Source organism: Aurantiacibacter sp. KMU-128 (assembly GCF_056933515.1).
This window is the reverse complement of the sequence record NZ_JBXORT010000001.1, coordinates 3,005,968-3,027,174: the sequence shown is the minus strand read 5'-3', so window position 1 is coordinate 3,027,174 and position 21,207 is coordinate 3,005,968. Positions and strand designations below refer to the sequence as shown.

Annotated in this window: 19 protein-coding genes and 1 tRNA gene; 5 read left to right on the top strand and 15 right to left on the bottom strand. The window is 63.4% G+C overall.

The features are described from left to right. From ACS0VV_RS14845 to ACS0VV_RS14820, 6 genes are all read right to left on the bottom strand, one after another. Nucleotides 1–325, bottom strand: a 325-nt coding sequence (locus tag ACS0VV_RS14845) for a hypothetical protein (RefSeq protein ID WP_483533462.1), incomplete at its 3' end; no start/stop codon positions are given. A gap of 3 nt (nucleotides 326–328) precedes the next feature. After that, the gene (locus ACS0VV_RS14840; RefSeq protein WP_483533461.1) at nucleotides 329–1,216 is read right to left on the bottom strand and encodes a DUF2059 domain-containing protein; all 888 of its coding nucleotides are present in this window, start codon (nucleotides 1,214–1,216) and stop codon (nucleotides 329–331) included. Between the two features lie 39 nt (nucleotides 1,217–1,255). Next, nucleotides 1,256–2,059 carry a DUF2059 domain-containing protein gene (locus ACS0VV_RS14835; protein WP_483533460.1) on the bottom strand — a complete coding sequence of 268 codons (804 nt, stop codon included), beginning with the start codon at nucleotides 2,057–2,059 and terminating at the stop codon, nucleotides 1,256–1,258. Between the two features lie 10 nt (nucleotides 2,060–2,069). Further along, the gene (gene pgmG / locus ACS0VV_RS14830) at nucleotides 2,070–3,494 is read right to left on the bottom strand and encodes a phosphoglucomutase/phosphomannomutase PgmG (protein WP_483533459.1); all 1,425 of its coding nucleotides are present in this window, start codon (nucleotides 3,492–3,494) and stop codon (nucleotides 2,070–2,072) included. A 32-nt stretch (nucleotides 3,495–3,526) separates the two neighbouring features. After that, nucleotides 3,527–3,811 carry a J domain-containing protein gene (locus tag ACS0VV_RS14825; protein ID WP_483533458.1) on the bottom strand — a complete coding sequence of 95 codons (285 nt, stop codon included), beginning with the start codon at nucleotides 3,809–3,811 and terminating at the stop codon, nucleotides 3,527–3,529. A gap of 1 nt (nucleotide 3,812) precedes the next feature. Next, nucleotides 3,813–4,655, bottom strand: a complete 843-nt coding sequence (locus tag ACS0VV_RS14820; RefSeq protein ID WP_483533457.1) for a division plane positioning ATPase MipZ — start codon at nucleotides 4,653–4,655, stop codon at nucleotides 3,813–3,815. A gap of 68 nt (nucleotides 4,656–4,723) precedes the next feature. Between ACS0VV_RS14820 and panC the strand changes: the two genes are divergently transcribed. Beyond that, nucleotides 4,724–5,575, top strand: coding sequence for a pantoate--beta-alanine ligase (gene panC / locus ACS0VV_RS14815; protein WP_483533456.1), 852 nt, complete (start codon nucleotides 4,724–4,726; stop codon nucleotides 5,573–5,575). Here the strand turns inward: panC and ACS0VV_RS14810 are convergent. Further along, complete coding sequence (locus tag ACS0VV_RS14810) at nucleotides 5,572–7,002, bottom strand: sigma-54-dependent transcriptional regulator (RefSeq protein WP_483533455.1); 1,431 nt, start codon at nucleotides 7,000–7,002, stop codon at nucleotides 5,572–5,574. The genes panC and ACS0VV_RS14810 overlap by 4 nt on opposite strands. Beyond that, complete coding sequence (locus tag ACS0VV_RS14805) at nucleotides 6,999–7,535, bottom strand: heme NO-binding domain-containing protein (protein WP_483533454.1); 537 nt, start codon at nucleotides 7,533–7,535, stop codon at nucleotides 6,999–7,001. Before ACS0VV_RS14805 ends, ACS0VV_RS14810 begins: the two co-directional genes overlap by 4 nt. Nucleotides 7,536–7,793: 258 nt before the next feature. On the opposite strand from ACS0VV_RS14805, the gene ACS0VV_RS14800 reads away from it, so the two are divergent. From ACS0VV_RS14800 to ACS0VV_RS14790, 3 genes are read left to right on the top strand one after another with little or no spacing between them, the layout of a single operon-like run. Then, nucleotides 7,794–8,972 (top strand): polysaccharide biosynthesis/export family protein, encoded by a 1,179-nt coding sequence (locus ACS0VV_RS14800; protein WP_483533453.1) that lies wholly within the window; start codon nucleotides 7,794–7,796, stop codon nucleotides 8,970–8,972. Then, entirely contained in the window at nucleotides 8,972–10,378 is a 1,407-nt protein-coding gene (locus ACS0VV_RS14795; RefSeq protein WP_483533452.1) for a GumC family protein, read from the top strand. The genes ACS0VV_RS14800 and ACS0VV_RS14795 overlap by 1 nt, the downstream gene beginning before the upstream one ends. Then, nucleotides 10,333–11,610 (top strand): O-antigen ligase domain-containing protein, encoded by a 1,278-nt coding sequence (locus tag ACS0VV_RS14790; RefSeq protein ID WP_483533451.1) that lies wholly within the window; start codon nucleotides 10,333–10,335, stop codon nucleotides 11,608–11,610. The genes ACS0VV_RS14795 and ACS0VV_RS14790 overlap by 46 nt, the downstream gene beginning before the upstream one ends. A 111-nt stretch (nucleotides 11,611–11,721) precedes the next feature. Here ACS0VV_RS14790 and ACS0VV_RS14785 read toward each other — a convergent pair whose 3' ends face one another. From ACS0VV_RS14785 to ACS0VV_RS14770, 4 genes are read right to left on the bottom strand one after another with little or no spacing between them, the layout of a single operon-like run. Further along, on the bottom strand, nucleotides 11,722–12,774 hold the full coding sequence (locus tag ACS0VV_RS14785) for a glycosyltransferase family 4 protein (RefSeq protein ID WP_483533450.1): 1,053 nt from the start codon (nucleotides 12,772–12,774) through the stop codon (nucleotides 11,722–11,724). Next, nucleotides 12,771–13,766 carry a glycosyltransferase family 2 protein gene (locus ACS0VV_RS14780; protein ID WP_483533449.1) on the bottom strand — a complete coding sequence of 332 codons (996 nt, stop codon included), beginning with the start codon at nucleotides 13,764–13,766 and terminating at the stop codon, nucleotides 12,771–12,773. Before ACS0VV_RS14780 ends, ACS0VV_RS14785 begins: the two co-directional genes overlap by 4 nt. 22 nt (nucleotides 13,767–13,788) lie before the next feature. Then, nucleotides 13,789–14,712 (bottom strand): glycosyltransferase family 2 protein, encoded by a 924-nt coding sequence (locus ACS0VV_RS14775; protein WP_483533448.1) that lies wholly within the window; start codon nucleotides 14,710–14,712, stop codon nucleotides 13,789–13,791. Between the two features lie 2 nt (nucleotides 14,713–14,714). Continuing rightward, nucleotides 14,715–15,995 (bottom strand): oligosaccharide flippase family protein, encoded by a 1,281-nt coding sequence (locus ACS0VV_RS14770; protein WP_483533447.1) that lies wholly within the window; start codon nucleotides 15,993–15,995, stop codon nucleotides 14,715–14,717. 280 nt (nucleotides 15,996–16,275) lie between these two features. Here ACS0VV_RS14770 and ACS0VV_RS14765 point away from each other — a divergent pair, with 280 nt between their 5' ends. Further along, entirely contained in the window at nucleotides 16,276–17,706 is a 1,431-nt protein-coding gene (locus tag ACS0VV_RS14765; RefSeq protein ID WP_483533446.1) for a WecB/TagA/CpsF family glycosyltransferase, read from the top strand. On the opposite strand, the gene ACS0VV_RS14760 is transcribed toward ACS0VV_RS14765, so the two are convergent. The 3 genes from ACS0VV_RS14760 to ACS0VV_RS14750 all read right to left on the bottom strand — a co-directional run bounded on the left by ACS0VV_RS14760 (nucleotide 17,700) and on the right by ACS0VV_RS14750 (nucleotide 21,196). Next, entirely contained in the window at nucleotides 17,700–20,102 is a 2,403-nt protein-coding gene (locus tag ACS0VV_RS14760) for an ATP-binding protein (RefSeq protein WP_483533445.1), read from the bottom strand. The genes ACS0VV_RS14765 and ACS0VV_RS14760 overlap by 7 nt on opposite strands. A 258-nt stretch (nucleotides 20,103–20,360) precedes the next feature. Next, nucleotides 20,361–20,434, bottom strand: a tRNA-Gly gene (locus ACS0VV_RS14755). A 72-nt stretch (nucleotides 20,435–20,506) separates the two neighbouring features. Next, a complete protein-coding gene (locus tag ACS0VV_RS14750; protein WP_483533444.1) occupies nucleotides 20,507–21,196 on the bottom strand; it encodes an OmpA family protein in 690 nt (229 codons plus the stop codon). Nucleotides 21,197–21,207: the final 11 nt, after the last annotated feature.

The window sequence follows — 21,207 nt, the reverse complement described above, 5'->3', positions numbered from 1 at the left end:
GTTCGGGTTCGGGTTCGGGTTCGGGTTCGGGTTCGGGTTCGGGTTCGGGTTCGGGTTCGGCAGGGGGCTGTGGCGGTGGGGGAGGCATGTCAACCGCATCCGTCCGCCAATCGCGCCCCTCGCGCTCGGCCTGCCGCTGCAATTCCGAAGCGAGGAAAAGTGCCTTCTCGCGCGCCGCAGTTAGATCGGCATAGGCCGAAATCGACCCGCCGCCGTCCAATCCCGCCCGCGCCGCATCATAGGCCGCGCGGATCGCATCCTTGTCAGGCGTGGGGGCAATACCGAGTGCCGACCACGGCCAGCCGATGGCAGCTCCCGCAACCACCCGTTATTCGGCAGCCTTGGCGGCGCGCTTGGGCCGCGTGGGCCGCGCGTCCTCGAGCGCCCCTTCAATAGCCGCTTCGGCCTCCATGGCGGCATCTTCCCATGTCGACGGATCGAAGTTCATCGCATATTCGAGGTCCTCGATGCTTTCTCCGGTCAGGGCCGAGAGACGGCGGCGTTCTTCGGGCGAGAGGTCGGCAAAATCGCGCCGCCCCGCTGGCGTTTCAATGACGGCCGCATCTTCCATAAGACCGGCCATAGCCAGCCAGTAATCTTCCGAACGCAGCAAACGCGCCAAGATGCGCGGATCGCTCGACATCGCAAAGCTCTGGCTGGCGAACACCTGTCCGGTCGGCGTGGCGTAGAATTCGGCGATATCTTCAAGCTGTGCGTCGGTGAAATAGATGGCGTAAAGCTCCGCCATCACATCGCGCATAAGCGGCTCCATCGCTTCCATCATCGCGAGGGCGATTTCCATTTCGGCTGCCTGTTCGGCTTCTTCGCGGGCACGCCATTCGGGATCGATGATCGCCAGCGCTTCTTCGGCCTTGCCGGGTTCGAGTTCGAAGAAGAAGTAATAGTTGAGCGATTGCGTCAGCGTGCTGTTCGGGTCGATAACGGCTTCCTGTGCCATGTTGCCGAACACTCCGCCCAGCATCCCGTCCATCGCCGAACGCAGCGCCCCTTCGGGCATTGCCGTGTCCATGATTTCGCGCGCGAGGGGCAGGCGTGCCTCCTGCTCTGGCGTCAGCGGTTCAAGCGCAAACGTCTCACCCAGCATTGCCTGCATTTGGGCGAAGGATTCCTCATCAAACGCGCCTTCTTGCGCCGCAGCAGGCGCGGTGGTGGCCAATCCGGCAAAGGCGGCCACGGCAAGCATTAGTTTCTTCATTACATCTTCTCCATCGGGGCCGGTATGTGCCGGCCGCGCTTACTCCGCGCCTTCCAGCGCCTGCCAGTCATTGTTCATCGCCGCTTCGAGAGCGCCGAGGCTTTGGCCTGTCAAGCCGGCGAGGCGTTCGCGCTCTGCCGCAGTGAGATCGGCAAAGCGGCGGCGTTCGGGGAAGTCTTCGGCGGGGTCCGCCGCCATGTAGGACGCCATTGTCGCTTCCCAATAAATGGGCGAGGCGAAAATCCGCGTCGAGAGCCGCTCATTGGACGCCACCTCCAATTGTTGCCGGGCGAACAGGCCGCCGGTGGGGGTGGCGAAGAAGGCGGCGATATCGCGCAATTGCGCTTCATCGTAATAGATCGCGTAAACCTCTGCCAGCGCCTCGCGCATCAGCGGTTCGAGCGCGATCATCCGTGTGCGGGTGGCTTCAAAGCTGGCGCGGTTGAGCGCGACCTCCCGCTCGCGGTAAACCGGATCGATGATCGCCAGCGCCATTTCCGCCTTGCGCGGCTCCAGCTCGATCGCGATCATCCAGTTGAGCGACTGCGCCAACGCATCATTGGGCGCAGCGCCTTCGAACGTGGCGGGGTCAAGATACGCGCCTTCGAAATAGACCGCGAGCGCTTCCAGCAGGCTGCCTTCGGGCAGTGCACGGGTGAGAATATCGCGCGCCAACGGCAGGCGCGCGGCCTGTTCGGGCGTCAGCGGCTCGACCTGGAACTCGCTCGCATATTCCGCGGCCATTGCGGCTGTGTCGATTTCCTCTTCCTGCGCAGCGGCAGGCGCGGCCAATCCGGCCAGTGCCCATGCGGCAGTGGCAGCCAGCAGCAATCGCTTCATCATCGGTCCCCCTTTAGTGGCCCACGCTTTCTCCGCGTTCGAGGCCGCTTAGTGCCAGCTGCTCGTCAATCGAGCCGAGAAGGCGTTCAAGCCCCTCTTTTGTATCACTTTCCGCGCGCGCCACCAGCACATCTTGCGTGTTCGATGCGCGCAGCAGCCACCAGCCATCGGGCGTGTTCACGCGCACGCCGTCGGTCGCGTTGACCTCGACACCTTCGGGCAGACCGCCGCTCATCCGTGCCTTGATCTCGTCAATCGCGGCGAATTTGCGGGACTCGTCGACCTGGAAGCGCAGTTCGGGGGTGTTGAGCATGGCGGGCATTTCGCCGCGCAGCTGGCTCACCGATTTGCCCAGCCGTGCCGAGGCGGCGAGCAGGCGCACGCCGGCATAGAGCGCGTCGTCGAAGCCGTAGTAATCGTCGGCAAAGAACACGTGGCCGCTCATCTCGCCTGCCAATGGTGAGGAAACTTCCTTCATTTTGGACTTAATCAGCGAGTGGCCGGTCTTCCACATCAATGGCTGTCCGCCGTGCTTTTCGACATGGTCGAACAGCGCGCGGCTGGCCTTCACATCGGCGATAATGGTCGAATTAGGGAGTTTCCCTAATAGGTCCTCGGCATAAATCATCAGTAGTTGATCACCCCAGATGACGCGGCCTTCGCCGTCGATTGCGCCGATCCGGTCGCCGTCGCCGTCAAAGGCAATTCCGAAGTCGCAGGACTTTGCGGCGACCACGGCCTTCAGGTCGGCAAGGTTCGCCTCGACAGTGGGATCAGGGTGATGGTTTGGGAAGTTTCCGTCCACTTCGGTGAAAAGCAGGTGATGCGTGCCGGGCAATCTGGCCGTGAGCTTTTCGAGCGCGGGGCCGGCAGCGCCATTGCCCGCGTCCCAGGCGACCGTCAGGCCCTCCATCGCGCCAGTGTCGATGCCGTCCAGCGCGGCGAGCATCCGGTCGATATAGGCGTCCATGACATCGACCCGCTCGACCTCGCCCGAACCGTCGCTCCAGTCACCCGCCGCAGCCATGCGCCCCAGCGTCTGGATGTCCTCGCCAAAGAACGGCCGGCCGCGAAATACCATTTTGAAGCCGTTGTAATTGGCGGGATTGTGGCTGCCAGTTATCTGAATGCCGCCATCCACCTCTTCGGCTGAGGCTTCGGCGTAATAGAGCATCGGGGTCGCTCCCATGCCGATGGCGCGGACGTTGCAGCCGCTCGATGTCAGCCCTTCGATCAGCGCGTGTTCGAGCATGGGGGAGCTGACGCGCCCGTCATATCCCACCGCCACCAGCGGCTTTGCATCCTCGCCCAGATCGCGGCGCAGCAGCGTGCCGAAACCGCGCCCGATCGCCCGCGCATCATCGGGGCCGAGCGTTTCGCCGATAATCCCGCGAATATCGTATTCGCGAAGGGTGGTAGAGTGGAAATTGTGCTTCATCGGACAGGACCTTTCTTTGGCCCTGCGGTAGCTTAGCGCACTTCGCGGGGCAACTCGTCGAGCAACAGATCGCGCGCGGCATTGGCTTCGTGCACCTGATCGTTGGAGCCGCCGCGATCCGGATGCACCATGGCGATAAGCCGCTTGTGTGCCGCGATGATGTCAGCGCGGCTGGCATTCGCCTCCACGCCTAGCAGGCGGCGCGCCCGGAACAGCGCCTGGTTGCGGGTGGAGACTTTCGGCTCCCACGGCCAGCGGCCCATCGTCCAGCGGAAGAGCAGCAGGAGCGCGGCCGCGATGACAGCGAATTTGAGCATATCAGGCGAGCACTTTGGGCTGCCGCGTCGGCAGCGGCTGCGCGGGCTTGACCTCCGCTTCGGGGCGCGGGGGCACGGGGAGGCGCAGATGCTGCACCAGATTGCGCAATTCCTGCCGCGCGACGAGATGGCTGGTGCCGAGTTCGCCCAATTGCCCCTTGTCGAGCAGCGTCAGCCCGCTCGGGAACAGCTCGCGATAGACCACACGCTCTGACAGGCCCTGCACCGCGCGGAAACCGACGCGCTTGGACAGCTCGGTCAGCGCCTGATCGATTCGCCGCTGGTTGCGCGCATCGGTAAAGCCGGTGCGGTTGCGCACCACCACCCAGTCCATCTCGCGCTTGTTTTCCGCCAGCTGCGCGCGGCTGCGCTTGATCCGCGCTTCCCAGATCAGCTCGGCATAGAAGCTGAGCTTGCGCACATTGAACGTTTCCGCATCGACTTGCCCGATCAGGTCGAAATCGACGAAGCTGTCATTCATCGGCGTCACCAGAGTATCGGCACTCGCGGCGACGTGGCGGGCGAAGGGATCGTCGCGCCCGGGCGTATCGAACAGCAGGAAATCCGCGCCTTCGCTGATCCGCGCGGCCTCTTCCTCCAGCGCTTCGACACTGTCGCCACGGCATTTGTCGAACACCGGCCCGGCCAGCGTGACCCCGCGCCGTTCCTGCGTGGCGACACGGTTCTCGCAATAGCGGAAGAAGGTCGCCTGCCGCGTGTCGAGATCGAGCGCTGCGACTTTCGCCCCCTGGAACGCCAGCGCCACGGCCACGTGCACGGCGGTGGTCGATTTGCCCGTGCCGCCTTTCTCGTTGGCGAAGACGATCCGGTGCGGATGGCTCATATGCGGGCTTTCTCTGTGGTTGATCGGACGTTAGCTATGGCAGGGCATACTATCGGAGGCGTGGACTCTTGGAAACTGTTACAACCCTTGCCGCACTGCGTTTGGCTGTGGATGAACTGCGCGGCGACGGTGCGACAATCGCATTTGTGCCGACCATGGGCGCTTTGCACGAAGGCCATCTGACGCTGATGCGCGAGGCGGCGAAGCACGCCGACCATGTCATCGCGTCGATCTTCGTCAATCCGCGGCAATTCGGCCCGAACGAGGATCTGGACGCCTATCCGCGCCAATTGGCCGAGGATTCGGCCAAGCTGGAAAGCGAAGGCGTCGCGCTGCTATGGGCACCCACGGTGGAGGCGATGTATCCGGCAGGCTACGCGACCAATATCAGCGTGGCGGGTGTGTCCGGCGGGCTATGCGGCGGCGACCGGCCCGGCCATTTCGACGGTGTGGCGACGGTGGTGTGCAAGCTGTTCAATCAGGTGCGCCCCGATATGGCGTTTTTCGGCGAGAAGGACTGGCAGCAACTCGCCGTCATCCGCCGCATGGCGCGCGATCTCGATCTGGTGCTGCCGCGTGTCGAGGCGATCCACGGCGTGCCGACCGTGCGCGAGGCAGACGGTTTGGCGATGAGCAGCCGGAATGCGTATTTGTCAGCCGAGCAGCGGGAGCAGGCGCGAGCGGTTCCGAAGACGCTCGCAATGGCGAAAGCGATGCTCGGCGAAGGCAAACCATGGGCGGAAATCCGCGCGGCGGCGGAAGCCGCGCTGCTGGGCAGCGGCTTTTCAAGCATCGACTATTTTGACCTGCGCGACGCGGACTCGCTTGAAGTCTTGGCTGCCGACAATGGTAATGCACGCCTGTTTGTGGCGGCGAAGATTGGCGGGACGCGCCTCATCGACAACGTAGCCGTGGCCTAGCTCAACCCGTCCGCCTTTTCCCAGCGCGCCTGCATCCGGTAAATTGTCGAGGGGCTGACATCGAGTTCGCGCGCGGCTTTGGGGACGCTGCCGCCGGCGCGGACAATCGCCGCTTCGACTGCGCGCCGCTCGATCTCTGCCAGCGTCATCGGCGCGCCGAAGCCATCATCAGCCTGCTGCGCTGCGGGCGAAGGGATGGGCGATGTAGCAGAGGCAAAGGCGTTGCCCGTGGCTTCGCCCGGAATAACCACGCGTTCGGTGGGAAAATCGCTCGAAGCCAGCAGCGGGCCTTGTGTCATCACCACCACGCGGCGCATGGTGTTTTGCAGTTCTCGCACATTGCCCGGCCAGCGGCGCGCATTGAGTTCTTGCAGCAATTCGGGCGATAGCGGATCGAAGCTCTTGCCTTCTTCATTGGCAAAGCGTTCGAGGAAGGCCTGCGCAATCAGTCCGACGTCGCCCGGCCGCTGGCGCAGCGGAGGCAAATCGAGCGGAATGACGTTGAGCCGGTAGAACAGGTCTTCGCGGAAACGCCCTTCGGCGACTTCGCGCGCCGGATCGCGATTGGTGGCGCAGATCACGCGCACATCGACCGCTTCGGGCCGGCTGGAGCCGACCGGCTGCACCATGCCAGTTTGCAGGAAGCGCAGCAGCTTGACCTGTAGGGCCAGATCCATCTCGCAAATCTCGTCGAGAAACAGCGTTCCGCCATCGGCTTCGCGCGCGGCGCCTTTGCGGTCGGCAATCGCGCCGGTGAAGCTGCCTTTCATATGGCCGAACAATTCGGATTCGAGCAGGTTTTCCGGAATTGCGCCGCAATTGATCGCCACAAACCGTTTGCCCGCGCGCCCGCCAGCCTTGTGGATCGCTTCGGCGGCGACCTCCTTGCCCGTGCCGCTTTCGCCAGTGATGAACACTGTCGCCTTGGAAGCAGCGACATTCTCGATCTCGCGGTAGACCGCCTGCATCGGTGCCGATTTGCCGATAAATCCCTGAAAGCTCTCGCGCCCCGCCAGCTTCTGTGCGGTTTCCGCCTTCTGCGCCAGATCCTGCCGCTCATAGGCATTGCGCACCGTCGTGAGCAGGCGTGGCGGCGCGACCGGCTTCACGAGGAAGTCATAGGCACCCAGCCGCATGGCATTGATCGCGCGGTTGATCGAACCGTCACCGGTAATGACGATCACGGCCGATTGGCTGGCAATCGCGGGGCGCGCTTCGAGCCATTCGAGCCCGTCATAATCGGGCAATTGCAGGTCGAGCAGCAGGATATCGAAGGGTTTGGCCGCATCGGCCATCGCTGCATCGCCATCCGCCCCAGTTCCCGCCAACGTCACCGAATGGCCTGCCCCTTCAAGGATCGCGGCATAGGTCTGCGCGATTGAAGGCGAGTCCTCGATAATCAGGATGCGGGCGGCGGATTTGCTCATGCCGGATGCCGCAAAGTGAACGTGGCGCGGGTGCCGCTGTCATTGGCTTCCCATTCCAGCCTGCGCGGATCGCCGTAATGCTCGATGCTGCGCGCAATCAGCCCATGCGCGATATGCGCCATGGGACGGTGCGATTCGTAAGTGACGGTCATCACATCGCCATCATGCTGCGTCGTGACGCTTGGCGGCTGCGCGCCGGGATACAGCACGCGCACTTCTTCATGGATATGCGGCCCCACGTGATCGAGCAGCGCATCGACCGTCGCGTAAAGCTTCATGATATCGGGAAACAGCACGTTGAAGCGGTCAAACAGATAGCGGCCATACTGGTCGCACAGCTCGGCAGCCGGGATGCCTGACTTCTCTGACGCGATTGTGACGAGGCTGAGAGCTTCGGCGGAAGGGTAGGAGCCGACCGCGCTGTAGGCACCGCCATGCGGCAAGTCCGCCGCCATCAGCACCTGATCGGTAAAGACCACGCCTGCGATCTCCTCCATAAACCCCACCAGTTCGGTGAAGATGACACCTTTCATTCCGGCATTCTCCGCTTTGCGCCCTGCGGGCTTTGCATTCTGCAAGCACGGAACGTGCCAAAGCCATTTACGGTTAAGATATTGCAAAACGCAATTTCCATCACCGCCCGGCAACGCATTTTGCGAAGCTTTATTTGCATTATGCCAAGAAAGTGTTGCGAAATGCAAGAAGATGTGGGGTGCAAGGTGCATTATGCAGGGGGGCGCAATTGGCACGATGCTTGAAACGTGAGGGGCAACTCGAATTGGAGATGCCAAATGCGTTGCACATTGCTCACCCTGTCTGCCGCTGCCTTGCTGGGCGGCTGCGCTGCAGGCCATCAGCCGGTCAATTATGCCGGTGCGGCCTGGATGCCCGAACAGCAATATGCCGCAACACCCGGCGCGTGTTCGCGTGCGCCCACTGCTCTGCCCGATATCCCGACTGCGCATTTGTCCGCGCCGGTTGGTCTGCTGCTCGCGCCCGGCGACCGCGTGCGGATTGACGTGCTGGGCGATGCTGACCGGATCAGCGGCACCTATGTGATCGGCGATGACGGGCATTTGCGCCTGCCTTCGCTCGGCAGCATTCGCGCGGTCGGGCTCTCGCAAGCCGATGTCGAAGCGCAATTGCGGCAAATGCTCGTCGCGCAGCGTATCGTCCAGCCGCTCGCCAATGCGGTGCGGTTCTCAGTTCTCGAAAGCAGCGGCGTATCGGTCGCGGTGAGCGGGGCGGTGTTCAATCCCGGCACAGTGCGCGCCGGTGACCGCGCGCCCGAAGACCGGGTCGGCCAGAGCGAAGGCGCAGCCAATGGCGATGCCAACGCGGCGCGGAGCGTCACCACAGCCTTGCGCGCAGCGGGCGGCGTGCGTCCCGATGCCAATATCCAGCAGATCGGGCTGGTCCGCCACGACCGGATGATGGTGATCGATCTGCGCCCCAGCCATGACGGCACGGCCACTGGCGACGTGCTGCTGGCACCGGGCGACCGGCTGATCGTGCCTTCGACCGGATGCTTCGACCCCTATCTCGTGCGCCCCTCGCTCGTCACCCAGCCGGGGATCCGCGTGCATATGTCGAACCTCACCCGCCCCGCCAACAACAATGCCGGTGCCGGTATCGGCGAGCGGACGGGCAGCCTGCCTTATGGCACGCGCTTTCTGCAGGGGCTGGTGGCGATGAACTGCGTAGGCGGTTCGGCGATGAATTCGGGCCGCCGCGCGGTGCTGATCAGCCGCAACCCGATGACCGGACAATCGGTGGTGGTCGAGCGCGAAGTCGAAGAGCTGGTGCGCCACGCCAATCGCGACGCCTTTGATCCCTATCTGATGCCGGGCGACGCGCTGGCGTGTTATGACAGCCGCTGGATGAACCTGTCCGATGCCATCGGCATGGTGACCGGCGCGGCGGGCGCGCTGACGCCTGCCATCCTGTTACAAGACACGGTGGCAAACTGATGGAAGAGGCACTTCCTCCACGCCGCCTTGTCCGCCTTGGGCGGGTTATCCGCGACGGTCTGCCGCCGCTCGGCCGTTATCGCCGCTATGTGCTGGCGATTGCGCCTGCGCTGCTGTTGATCTGGGGCGTGACCGGCGCCTTCCTCGCTTTCGCGCCGACCCGCTATGCCAGCGAGACTGCGCTGATCCTGCCCGGTTCGGGCGTGGGCGGATCGCTCAATCTCAACGATGTGGGGCAGGCGACAACGGTCACCTCATCCGCTTTCTCGAGCACGACTTTGAGCCCGACCGAGAATTACAAGCGGCTGCTAATGGCGCAATCGACGCTGGCGCGCGCCGCTGCCGAGTTGGGCGAAGCGCCTGGCGATTTCCCCGAGCCGAGCATCACGCTGGTCGACCAGACCAATTTGATCGAGATCACCATGACCGGCGACAGCCCCGAGCACGCGCAGGCACGCGGCGAGGCCTTGCGCAGCGCCTTTCTCGCCACGCTGGAAGAATTGCGCGAAGACGAAGCAACCGCGCGCGAATCCGCTGAAGCGGAGCGACTGGTCGAACTGGAAGCGAAAGTCGCCGAAACGCAGGCCGCTCTGCTCGAATTCCAGGGCCGCACCGGGCTTGCCAGTCTGGAACAGTTCAACGCCCGCCTCGGCACGATAGACGATCTGCGTGCCCGCGAACGCGATGCCCGCGCAGGCGGTGCGCGCGATGCCGCGGTCCGCTCGCGCCTGTCCTCCGTGCTCGACATCTCGCCCGCCAATGTCCGCCGCGCCTTGCGCCTCAAGGCCGATCCGGTGTTCCAGTCGCTGCTTGATCGCTATGCCGAAGTAAACACCGATGCGACCGAAGCGGCGGGCACGCTGGGCGAGGCGCACGCCACGCGCGAGGAACTGGAAGCCGAACGTTCCAGCCTGCGCCGCGAAATCGTCGCCCGCGGCGGAGAACTCAGCGGCCTGTCCGAACGCGCTTTGCTGGGATTCGCCGATATCTCGGTAACCGACGGCCGCGAGCGGATGTTCGAAGCGCTGATTGCCGCCGAAGGCATGAATGCCGGTTCGCAGGCCATGCTCGCCGAAATCCGCCGCCAGATCGGCCAGCAGGGCAGCAACAGCGCCGCGCTGGCCGAACAAGCGGGCGAGCTGGCTGATCTGCTGCGCGAACACCGCGTTGCAGAGGCGGTCTTCTCTTCGGCACTGGCGCGGCTGGATACCAATAAGGCCGATCCCTTCGCCTCCTATCCGCTTGTCCAGACATTCGAAGCGCCCTCACTGCCCGACCGCCCCTCTTCGCCTTCGCTGCTGATTGCCCTTGCCGGTGCCATCGCCGCGAGCCTTATCGTCTTTGTGGGATTTGCCCTTGCATGGCTGCGCCAACCGATCCTTGCCAAGCTGCTGCCGAAAGGCTGATCGCCCTCACCATCGGCGGCACCTGGCTGCTGTGGCTGACGGGGGGCCTGTATATTGCAGGCCCCGCGCTCGGCTGGATTCTGGCGGCCTTAGCAGCGTGGAAACTCTATGCCGCGCCTTACCTGCCGGAAGAGCATCGACCTGCACCGCTTGGCCCTGTCATCTGGGCATTCCTGATCGGCATGGGCGCGATGCAGATCATCCTCCTGGTGGGCCATGCCACAAACGGCTTTGGCGTTGGGCAGACTATCAAGTCCTCGATCGGCTGGGCCAAGGGCTGGGCGCTGATCGCGCTCTTCCCCTTTGCCGGAGCCGTGCTCAACATCCGCGCCGAAGTGATTTACCGCGCCGTGTGCAGGCTGGGCGCGCAGACGCTGGTGCTGATCCCGCTTTTCATCGCTGCGCCCTATATCGGCCTGCCGGAAACGCTGTGGGTATCGCCGCTCAAGGTCATCGGTGGCAGCGGGCCGGAATATTTCGCAGTAACGCTCTATACGATCGAGCCGGGCGCGGGCACGCCGCGCTGGCAATTCTTTGCCCCATGGTCGCCCGCGGCGGGATTGGTCGCGGTGGTCTATGCGATCTGCGCGGCGGAGGAGAAGCATCGCGGCTGGAAGCTCTGCGGACTGGCGGCGGCCTTGGCCATCGCACTCCTTTCCCAGTCGCGCCTTGCGCTGGTCGCGCTGCTGGTGATCTGGCCCTTTGCCTTTGGCGTCTCGCGGCTCGGCAAGGCGTGGATCTGGTGGGCGGCGGCGCCCGCGGTGCTGGCTTTCGCTTTGCTCGCCCCCATGCTGATCGACATGGCGAGCCAGCTCGCCAATGATTTCTCCAGCGCCCGCGCCGAGAGCAGCCGCGTGCGCGCCACGCTGGGGCGCATAGCCATAGAGCGGTGGCAGAATGAAGCGCCGTGGTTTGGCCACGGCATTGTCGAGGCCGGGCCGCATATCGTCGAATATATGCCCATCGGCAGCCACCACAGCTGGTACGGCCTGCTGTTTGTCAAAGGCATGACCGGATTGCTCGCTTTGGCGATCCCGCTGGCGGTCGCCGCGCTCGGCACGGCGCGCCTTGCGCTGGTGCAGCCCATGGGCCGCGTCGGCTTTGCGATGGTGCTGGTGATGCTGCTTTACAGCTTTGGCGAAAATCTGGAGATGCTCGCCTATCTCTACTGGCCCGCGCTGGTGCTGATCGGTGTAGCTGCCCGGCACGCGGTTGCGCAGCGCCTCGCTTGACGACCTTCACCGCATACGCGGCCAGCACCTCTCAAGCACATACAAGAAGGCCCCGGCTGCCTTATTGACAGTCCGGGGCCCGCCCTGCTTGCGCCCGAAGGGTCGCATGGATCACGCCAGCCGTTCGTCGAACTCGGCTTCGGGAGGAGGGGTTGGCCCGGCGGCAAGTTTGGCGCGGGCATTGCTAAACAGCTGCGCCCAGCCTTTCAGCCGCTCGGCCTGCGCGCCGGCCATGGAGCGGCGTGCCGCCTTGCCCATGTGCTCGAGCGGGGCGGTGGTGAAGCGGGTGATCGCCTCGGCGAGCTTGGCCGGATTGGAGCAATCGGCCACCAGTCCGCAGCCTTCGACCTGTTCGGGCAAGCCGTCCGTATCGGCGACGAGCACCGGACGGCCGGCCTGCTTCGCTTCGGCAACGACAAGGCCGAACGCTTCATAACGTGAAGGCACGATGATCGCGTCGCATTGCGCGTAGAAATCCGCCGGTTCGGTAATGCGTCCGGCAAAGCGGATATGCGGGCAGCCGCGCGCCAGATGATGCAGCTCTGCCTGACCGGGGCCGAAGCCGCCGATCACCAGCTCTGCATCCATGGGTGAGAGCAGTTGCATAGCACGGATCAGCGTGTCGAAATTCTTCGCCGGATCGAACCGCCCCATCGCACCGAGGCGCAGCGGGCGGTGCGGACAGAATTCAGGCGCAGGAACGCTCGCCAGCGCGTCGCCGCCGCTCCACGGATGGATCACCCGCACCTTGTTCGCGCGCACCACGCCCGCTTCCACCATCCAGTCGCGCTGCGCCGCTGAGACCGCGACGATCTCGTCAAAATTGGCGTAGGCGAGTTTGAGCATGGTGCGGAACCGGCCCTTCTCGGACACATTCGCCGCTTCCCAGGCGCGCGTGTAGGAATGCTCGATATGCACCATCCAGCTTGCCCTGTTGCGCAGGCGGAGCAGGCACAGGAAAGGCAGCGAAGCCCAATTGGGCGTCGCGTGGTTGATCACGACATCGGCATCGAGCTTGGGCGCGGGAACCACCGCCATAATGACGGGCACGACGCGGCTCTTGGCGTGGATCTGCAACATCGGATGTTCGAACAGGCCAAGCGCCTTGGTGACGCCGCCCAAGGCGAAATCGGTGTTGAGATGGATGCAGCGCAAGGGCTTCATGCCGCACCTGCCTTGCCCAGCTGGCGCTGCGCGATCTGGCCGAGCATGGGTGCCGGTAATATGGCGCTGGCAATTGCGGCAGCGGCGGTGACGAACGATTTGCGCGGCTCTTGCAGCAGCATCAGCGGATAACGGCGCAAAGCCTGCAGCGTAAGCGAGCGGGCAAAGGCATAATCGCCCAGCTGGATCGCCCGCCGCGCGAGGTAACGCAGCTGATAGGCTTCTGCAGCCGCCCGGTGCCGCTGCAGCAGCACAGGAGCATAGGCCTCTGCCTTGTTGATTGCGCGTTGCCAGCTTTCATACTGGCGCACGATATTGGCCGACAGCCCGCCACCGATAATGCGGTAATCGGTCAACAGCCCGTCAATCCCTTCAAACTGGCAGCCGTGCTTTGCGGCCATGCGCAGCCACATTTCGATATCTTCCGACTGACGGAAGCTTTCGTCGAACCAGCAGGCGCGATCGGGCTCGTCGGGATGCGGGAAAACGGCGAGATCGAGCGCGGTGCGACGGATCACCGGCGCAGAGCCATTACCCACCGGATTACGCTTCAGAATATGTGCAGCGGTCACTCCGCTTAGGCGCGGGCGCATCGCCACGGCGAGCGGCCTGCCATCGGCATCGATCAGGCGCGAGCCCGAATAGCTCACATCGATATGCGGGTTCTTGCGCAGATGGATCGCGTGCAGCATCAGCTTGTCAGGATGCCAGCGATCGTCTGAGTCGAGCAGCGCGATATAAGGGCCGCGTGCATGGGCAATGCCGGTATTGCGCGCACCGGCAAGGCCGCGATTGGGCTGGCTGATAATGCGAATACGCTCGTCGGCAAAGCCGCGCACGATCTCCATACTGGCATCGGTTCCGCCATCATCGACAATGATCAGCTCGAAATGTTCATGCGTCTGCGCAAGCACAGAGCGGATCGCCTCGCCGACATAGGGCGCGACATTGTAGACGGGCATGACAACCGAAATGAGGCTGGGTGTATGCATCGGAATTCTCCTTGGAAAAGACTCAGGCGAACAGCCGCTGGCGCAGGCTGACGGGGATGGCAGGGGCGGTGAGCGCGCCGAGCAGGGTCGGGATCGCGCGTCGCAAGTCGGACAGGAAAGCATGGTGGTTGATGGCAAGGCCGCGCATGGCAAAGCCACGCGCCTCGGCGGGTGCATTGCCGCTGCGCAGGGCGCGGCGGGCGAGGTAACGACAGAATAGAGCCTCTGCCTCGCTCACATCCAGATGCGCGGCATGGCGCGACACCAGCGTGCGCCAGCCATCATACATGGCGTCGAGGTTTACCGAGAGCCCGGAAGGCGAGAGGCGGTAGGCAACGAGCAGCTCGTCAATTCCCTCGATGGCTGCGCCCTGCCCGATGGCGCGGGCGAGCCATTCCTGGTCCTCGGCATAGCGCATCGCCGGATCGAAACCGCCGAACCGCTCAAAGGCGGTGCGGGTAACCACCAGATTGGACGTGGTGCACACCGGGTTCTCGCCGATAATCTGCGGCAGCGTCAAAGCGCCTGAAGGCACGGTGGAAAGCGTTTGAATGCGTTTGGATGCGTTCGGGTCAACAAAGGCGATCTGGGCGAAGCTCGCATCCAGGGCCGGGTCGGTGTCATGCATCGCCAGATGCGCGGCGAGCTTGTCCTCGTGCCACAGATCGTCGGCATCGCAGAAGGCAATCAACCATCCGCGCACCAGCTCTACACCGCGATTGCGCGTGGCGGAAACGCCCGCATTGTGTTGGCTGACGAGGCGGATGCGATCATCGCGCCCTGCCTCGCGCAGCATGACGAAAAGGCTGTCATCGCTAGATCCGTCGTCGACAAGGATCAGCTCGAAATCGTCACAGCTCTGCGCGCGGATCGATGCGATGGTTTCGGCAATGGTGGCCGAGGCATTGTAAACCGGCACAATGACGGAGAAGGCGGGGCTGGACATGATCATGCTCCTTTCAAGGTAGCAGCGGGGGAAACAGGCTCGCGCATTCTGACGAGCGCGAGGGCGGCGGGAATCTGGGTGAGCCAGAGCGCGGCAACGAATGACCAGGCGGCAGCTTCGAGGCCGAAACCGGCACCCGATGCGAGGCTGGCAAGGGCGGCAAAGCTCACCACCAGCGAGACAGCGGCATCGTGTTGCGGCCTGCCATTGGCGCGCAGCCAAGCGGTCAGCAGGCTGCCGAAAATCGCCGGAACACCGCCGAGACACAGGATCGCCACCAAGGGTGCCATTTGCGTCCATTGCGCGCCAAACAGCAGCGGAACGTACCAGTCGGCGAACAGCATTTGCGCCGCGATCACAGGAACGAAAATGGCCAGCGAAAGCGCGCCTGCCTGCAGCAGCCGCTCGCGCCGCTCACGCTGGTCACTGGCGGCACACAGATGCGGGAAAAGAACGATGCCGAGCGCCGCAATGAAGCTGGTGGTGATGCCCAGCCCGGCATTGAAGGCGAAGAAATACAAGCCCAGCGCCTCGGTGCCGAGCAAAGCACCGATAATGACCTTGTCGAGTTGCGTGCGTGCGGCCACGAGTATCTCGCTGCCCAATACGCCAAGGCTGAATGTGCGGAATTCGGCAAAGGGCGCGGGCGCTATTCCGGGCACGGGCGACCAGTGGCGCGCGCGGCGCACCAGCACCAGCCAGAGCGGCGAGGTCAGCAATTTGGGGAGGACAATCGCCCAGGCGCTCGGCCAAAGCAGCGCGAGGATGATCGACAGCACATGGTCAGCCGCAGTCTGGCTCGCGGCAATCCGCGCGGTCGCCGCCATGCGCCCTTCGCGCATCAGCAGGAACACCTGCACCAGGCCGGGCGGCATGAAGGCATAGACGCCGCTCATCACGGCAAGCATCGCAGCAATCTCTGCCATATCGAACACGGCTAAAAGCACGGCGGCAACCGCGAGTTGGATTAGCGCCACCGTTGCACACCACAGCACGAACAAGCGCCGCGCAGCGTTGCAGATTGCGGGCAGTTCTTCATCGCTAGCCGCGATGATGCGCTGGCCGATGCCGCTATTCGCCAATACCCGCACCAGTTCGAACAGAGCAATCGCGAGCGCTGCCACGCCGATCTGGGCGGGCGCGATCTGGCGGGCGATGACGATGATGGCAAGGATGCGCAGAAGCCGCGTGCCGACTTCCGCCACGCCGTAAGCTGCCAGCCCGGCGACAACCGGTCGCAGGCTAGCGGGGATCAGGCCTTCAAGGCGGGAAATGATGGGCACGGCAGAATTCCTGTTTTGCGGTACCCACCACAATTCAAGGGCCGTGCCAGATAATTTTATCGGTTAAAAACAGTGTGAAAGGGAGCGGCGAGTCGAAAAGAGTGCCCAGATTCGCGTTTTGCAACACAATTCGGCGCATTTCGCTTGGCAAAATGCGAATCTGGCCCAATTCGGCCTTCGCCGCGGTTTCTTCGCTCGCCGCATATCATTGATAGTGCGTCATTTTCTGAATCTGGCACGCAAAATGCCAATGCTCTCTCCATAATTTGGAGAATGTGCCATGTACCAGTCTTTCAACCCCGCCATCGCCCATGATTTCATGTCCAAGTCCGTGCGCGCCCTTCCCGCGTGGGAGCCGATGCGCATGGCCACGACGCGCCTGTTCGGGCTCGATATCGTCAAAGCAAGCCGGCAGGATATGGCAGAGGAACTGGTTGGCCGGGCAATCCATGCCCGCCGCACACAGGTGGCCTTCATCAATGCCCATTGCATCAACACCGCCGCCAATGACCGCGCCTATCGCCGCGCACTGTCGGGCGCCGATCTGCTGCTGCCCGATGGATCGGGCCTGCGCGCAGCGGCGCGGATGGCGGGTACGGATTTTGGCGACAATCTCAATGGTACCGATCTCTTCCCGCTGATCTGCGAGCAGGCCGCGCGCAAGGGTGCCAAGCTCTATCTGCTCGGTGGAGCTCCGGGCGTCGCGACCAAAGCCGGGCTGAACATGATGCGCCGCTATCCGGGCCTGCAGATCGTTGGCGCGCAGCATGGCTATTTCGAGCGGCAAGATACCGCGCGCGTGCTGCGCGACATCAATGCGAGCGGCGCGGATATGCTGTTTGTCGGCTTCGGCGTGCCTTTGCAGGAATGCTGGCTGGCCGATCACGGGGCGAGCCTCGATACGCCCGTCCAGCTCGCCGTGGGCGGGTTGTTCGACTATTATTCGGGCCGCATTCCGCGCGCGCCCGAAAATATCCGCGCAATGGGCTGCGAGTGGGTGTGGCGCCTGGCGCAGGAGCCGAAACGGCTCGCGCGGCGTTATGTGCTGGGCAATGCGGTGTTTCTGGCCCGCGCCGCCGCGCACGCCTTCACGCAGCGCAGCAGGTGGAATCCTGTGGCTTCGATCAAGCGCGCGGGCGATTTTCTGGCGGTGCTGCTGGGTCTCCTGATCCTCGCACCGGTCTTCGCCGCCATCGCTCTGGCTATCAAGCTGGAGGATGGCGGACCCGTTTTCTTCTCGCAAACCCGCATCGGCGCAGGCGGGAAACCGTTCCGTGTGTGGAAATTCCGCAGTATGGTGACCGATGCCGAACGGGTGCGCAAAGAACTGGAAGCGCATTCCGAACGCGATGGCGTGTGCTTCAAAATGCGCCGCGATCCACGCATTACCCGCATCGGTGCGCTGCTGCGCCGCACGTCGCTTGATGAATTGCCGCAATTGTTCAATGTGCTTAGCGGGGAGATGTCGCTGGTGGGCCCGCGCCCCGCTTTGCCGCAGGAAGTCGCTGCCTATTGGGACCGGGCAATGCAACGGCTCGACGCCAAGCCCGGCATCACGTGCATCTGGCAAGTGTCAGGCCGTGCCGAAATTCCCTTTGCCGAGCAGGTGGAAATGGACATCGACTATGTCGAACGCCACGGCCCCTTGCGCGATGTGAGCTTGCTCGCCCGCACCATACCAGCAGTGCTGACCGGACGCGGCGCTTATTGATCTGGCTGGCGGAGGCGACGTACCGTCTCCGCCGCAAGCGCTGCAACGTCTTCGCCGGCCGGAAGGGGCTTCATAGCCACCAGGTCAGCCAATGCCGCCGCGCCGATATTCGCCGCAACGCCTTTCAGACTATGCGCAGCACGCTTCGCAGCCTCTTCGTCATCTGTGGCGCGCGCCGATTGGTAACTTGCGGAGAGATCTTCGATATCCGCAATCGCCTGATCAAGGATCCTTTGCGCCTGTTCGGGTGCGAGCGCCGCGAACAGCATGGCGGTCGCACCCGTGTCGATCAACGGCGCGGTACTCTCGCCCGCCTCGGCCAGAATATCTGCCAGACGATCAAGCGCGATGGGCTTGGGCAGCAGCGCGTCCATGCCGCTGGCGAGCAAATCGTCCTGCGTATCAGGCAGCACGTGTGCGGTGACACCAATAATACGCACTGTGCCATGCGGCGCGGGCAAAGTGCGGATCGCCAATGTCGCCTCGCGCCCGTCCATCTCGGGCATATTCACATCCATCAGCACGCAATCGAACGCTTCTGAAGACGCCGCAGCAAGCGCCTGCGCGCCATCGGGAACAACGCGGTATGTGCAACCGAGCTGATCGAGCATTGCGGTGAGCACGATGCAGTTGGTTTCGACGTCTTCGGCAACGAGGATATGCAGGCCGAGTTCGGGCAGGCTGGCGGCAGGTCCGGCTGTCGCGTGCTCCTGCGCTGGTGCCTCTGCCTCCTGCAAAGGAACGGCGAACCAGAAGGTGCTGCCTTTGCCGACTTCGCTTTCGACACCGATGGCACCCTCCATTGCCGCGACCAGACGCTTGCAGATAGCGAGCCCCAATCCAGCGCTTTGGCCTGTGGTGGCAGGCATATCGCGCAGCCGCGAGAAGTCGGCGAAAAGCAGCTTCTTGTCCTCGGCAGAGATACCGCGACCCGTATCGCTAACCTCAACGCGGATGTGTCCATCGGCAACCAGAGCGCGCACGCCGATCTGCCCCGCTTCGGTGTATTTGAGCGCGTTTGAGAGGAAATTGTCGAGCAATTGGCGGAACCGCGTCGGGTCAAGCATCACGCGCGGCGGCAGGCTGCCAATTTCGTCAAGCACCAGCACGATCTGCGGATTGGCATTGGCCTGAGCCCAGAACTCGACGACGCCTTGTAAGGTCGCCGCAATATCCACCGCCTCGGTCTGCAAGTCGATTTTGCCGCTTTCGGCCCGGACAATCTCGATAATTTCGTTGAGCAGGAAATTGAGCTGTCGCCCGGATTCGCGGGCGAGATCGAGTTTGCGCCGCTGTTCGGCGTCAAGCTCACTCAGGGCAAGCGTGTCCAGCAGGCCGAGCACGCCGTTCATCGGTGTGCGAATGTCGTGGCTCATCATCGCCAGGAATTGTGATTTCGAACGGTTGGCGCGCTCCGCTTCGCCTTTGGCCTGCCGCAATTCGAAGGAGAGCGAGATCAGCTCGTCAACCCGCTCGGAAAGCTCTTCGCGCTGGTTGCGCAGCGAAGCCTCGACCGATTTGAAGTGCGACACATCGGCATAGGTGCGCACCATGCTGCCATCATCGCGGCCGATCACATCGACTTTGACGATCCTTCCATCGGACAATTCGCGTTCATAGGTTTCGCTCACAACATTGCCTGCAGCATCGCGTTTCACCTTGCCGGAATTGGGCACGGGTATGGCGCCGGGTTTCAAGGGCGGCGGACTTTTGAACGCCATACCGACCTTGAGCGCCTCGGGCTCGATCTCGGTCAGGCTGACAAGCGGCGCGTTCCACGCTGCCAGCTTGAGATCGCGGTCAAACACGGCAATGCCTTGCGGAACGGCATCGAGCACTGCCTGCAGGAAAGTGTTCGCTTCCTGCTGCGCGTAGGTGGCGGTTTCCAGCTCTGCGGTGAGCCGGCTGAGCATGAAAACCCGCCGCTCTGCCAGCAAGCCAAGCGCCCGCGCGCGACGGGTTGTCTGCCGCGTTTCGGTAATGTCTTGCACCGTGCCGGAAAGCGAGACGAACTGTCCCGCTTCATCGAGATCGCGCTGCACTGTCCATCGCAGCCAGCGGGTTTCGCCGTCATTCTGCCGGATGATCCGGTGCTCATGCACTTGCTCTTCGCCAGCACGGGTGGATTCGAAAAAGTGCTGTTGCGCCTTTTCGAAGCGTTTCTGGTCGAGCGGGTGCACCACTTGCGCAAGACCCGCGGCGTCCGGCTTCACGCCTTGGGGCAGGCCGATCAGTCTGGCGAACTCTGGCGAGAAGGCAACCTCTCCTCCGCGTTCGCGATAGACTGTCGCAATCGCAGCCATGCGCTGCGCCGCGAGCAGTTGGCGCATATTGATGTCGAGTTTTTCGCGCAGATCCTCCTCGCGCGCACGCAAATCGCGGTTTGCACGATCCAATTCGCGCGCACGGCTTTGCAGAAGGGTTTCTGCGTCGACGCGTGCGTTTTCCGACCGCTTGAGCCGGCGCAGCAAAATCTCCACCTGCTGCTCGGGTGGTAGGTCACGAAGCTGTTCGCGTATGTTTTGCATTAGCGGCCACGGATTGGGGTTGGTGAGACCATACTAGCGGCAAAGTCCTAATATGCTCAATCACCGGCACACGGGGTGTGGCATAAGCCCTACTGGTGCAATTACGACGAGGATGGGAGAAAAGCGTGGAGCGGGTAAGGGGAATCGAACCCCTCTAGCTAGCTTGGAAGGCTAGAGCATTACCACTATGCTATACCCGCACCTGGGCTCACAAGAGCGGCTCCGGAGAGCGGAGCGGCGATTGCCACCGGCAGGGCGCTTTCGTCAAGTGTTCATTCGCCTCCGCTTCGCCGCATCGCACTTGGACGCGAGCTGGGCGGGGAGCTGGGCGTGTTCCGCTCCGCAGCCTCCCCGTCACGGGTGTCATCCGCGCTTGCCGGGGGAGCGATGCGCAATTCGACCCGGCGGTTGGCACGGCGGCCTTCTGCATTGGGCGAGCCATCGGGCAAGGCATTGGGCATGGCGGGGTTCTGTTCGCCAAAGGCAATCACCTGTATCCGGTCATCGTCTACGCCGCGCTCGATCAACCAGGCGGCAACGGCTTCGGCCTGCGCCCGCGACGTGCGCAGATTTGCGGCATCATTGCCCGCACTATCGGTGTGTCCGCCCAGAATGACCGGCCAGTCTTCTTCGATAGCCCGCGATTCCATAATGCCCGCCAGCAACCGCTCGGCATCGGCACTCAAGGTCGCCCCACCCGCGAAGGGGATGGTCAGCTCGACCGGTTCTGCGGGCAGTTCGAGGTCGTTTTGGGGCGCGTTTTCGTCGCGGATGATGGAGGCAGCAGCGGTTTCTCCGGATGCCGCAGGTGGCGTCTGCGTTGCTGTTGCTTGCTCCTCGCCAGCGCCTGATGCCGGAGTGTCGGCGGCATCGTCACGGCGCAATTCGCAGGCAGCCAGAGCAAAGGCGCCGCCGACAAGCAGCAGTGCGATACGGATTTTTCGGTACGGGGGGTTTGGCATTGCGGCTTTCC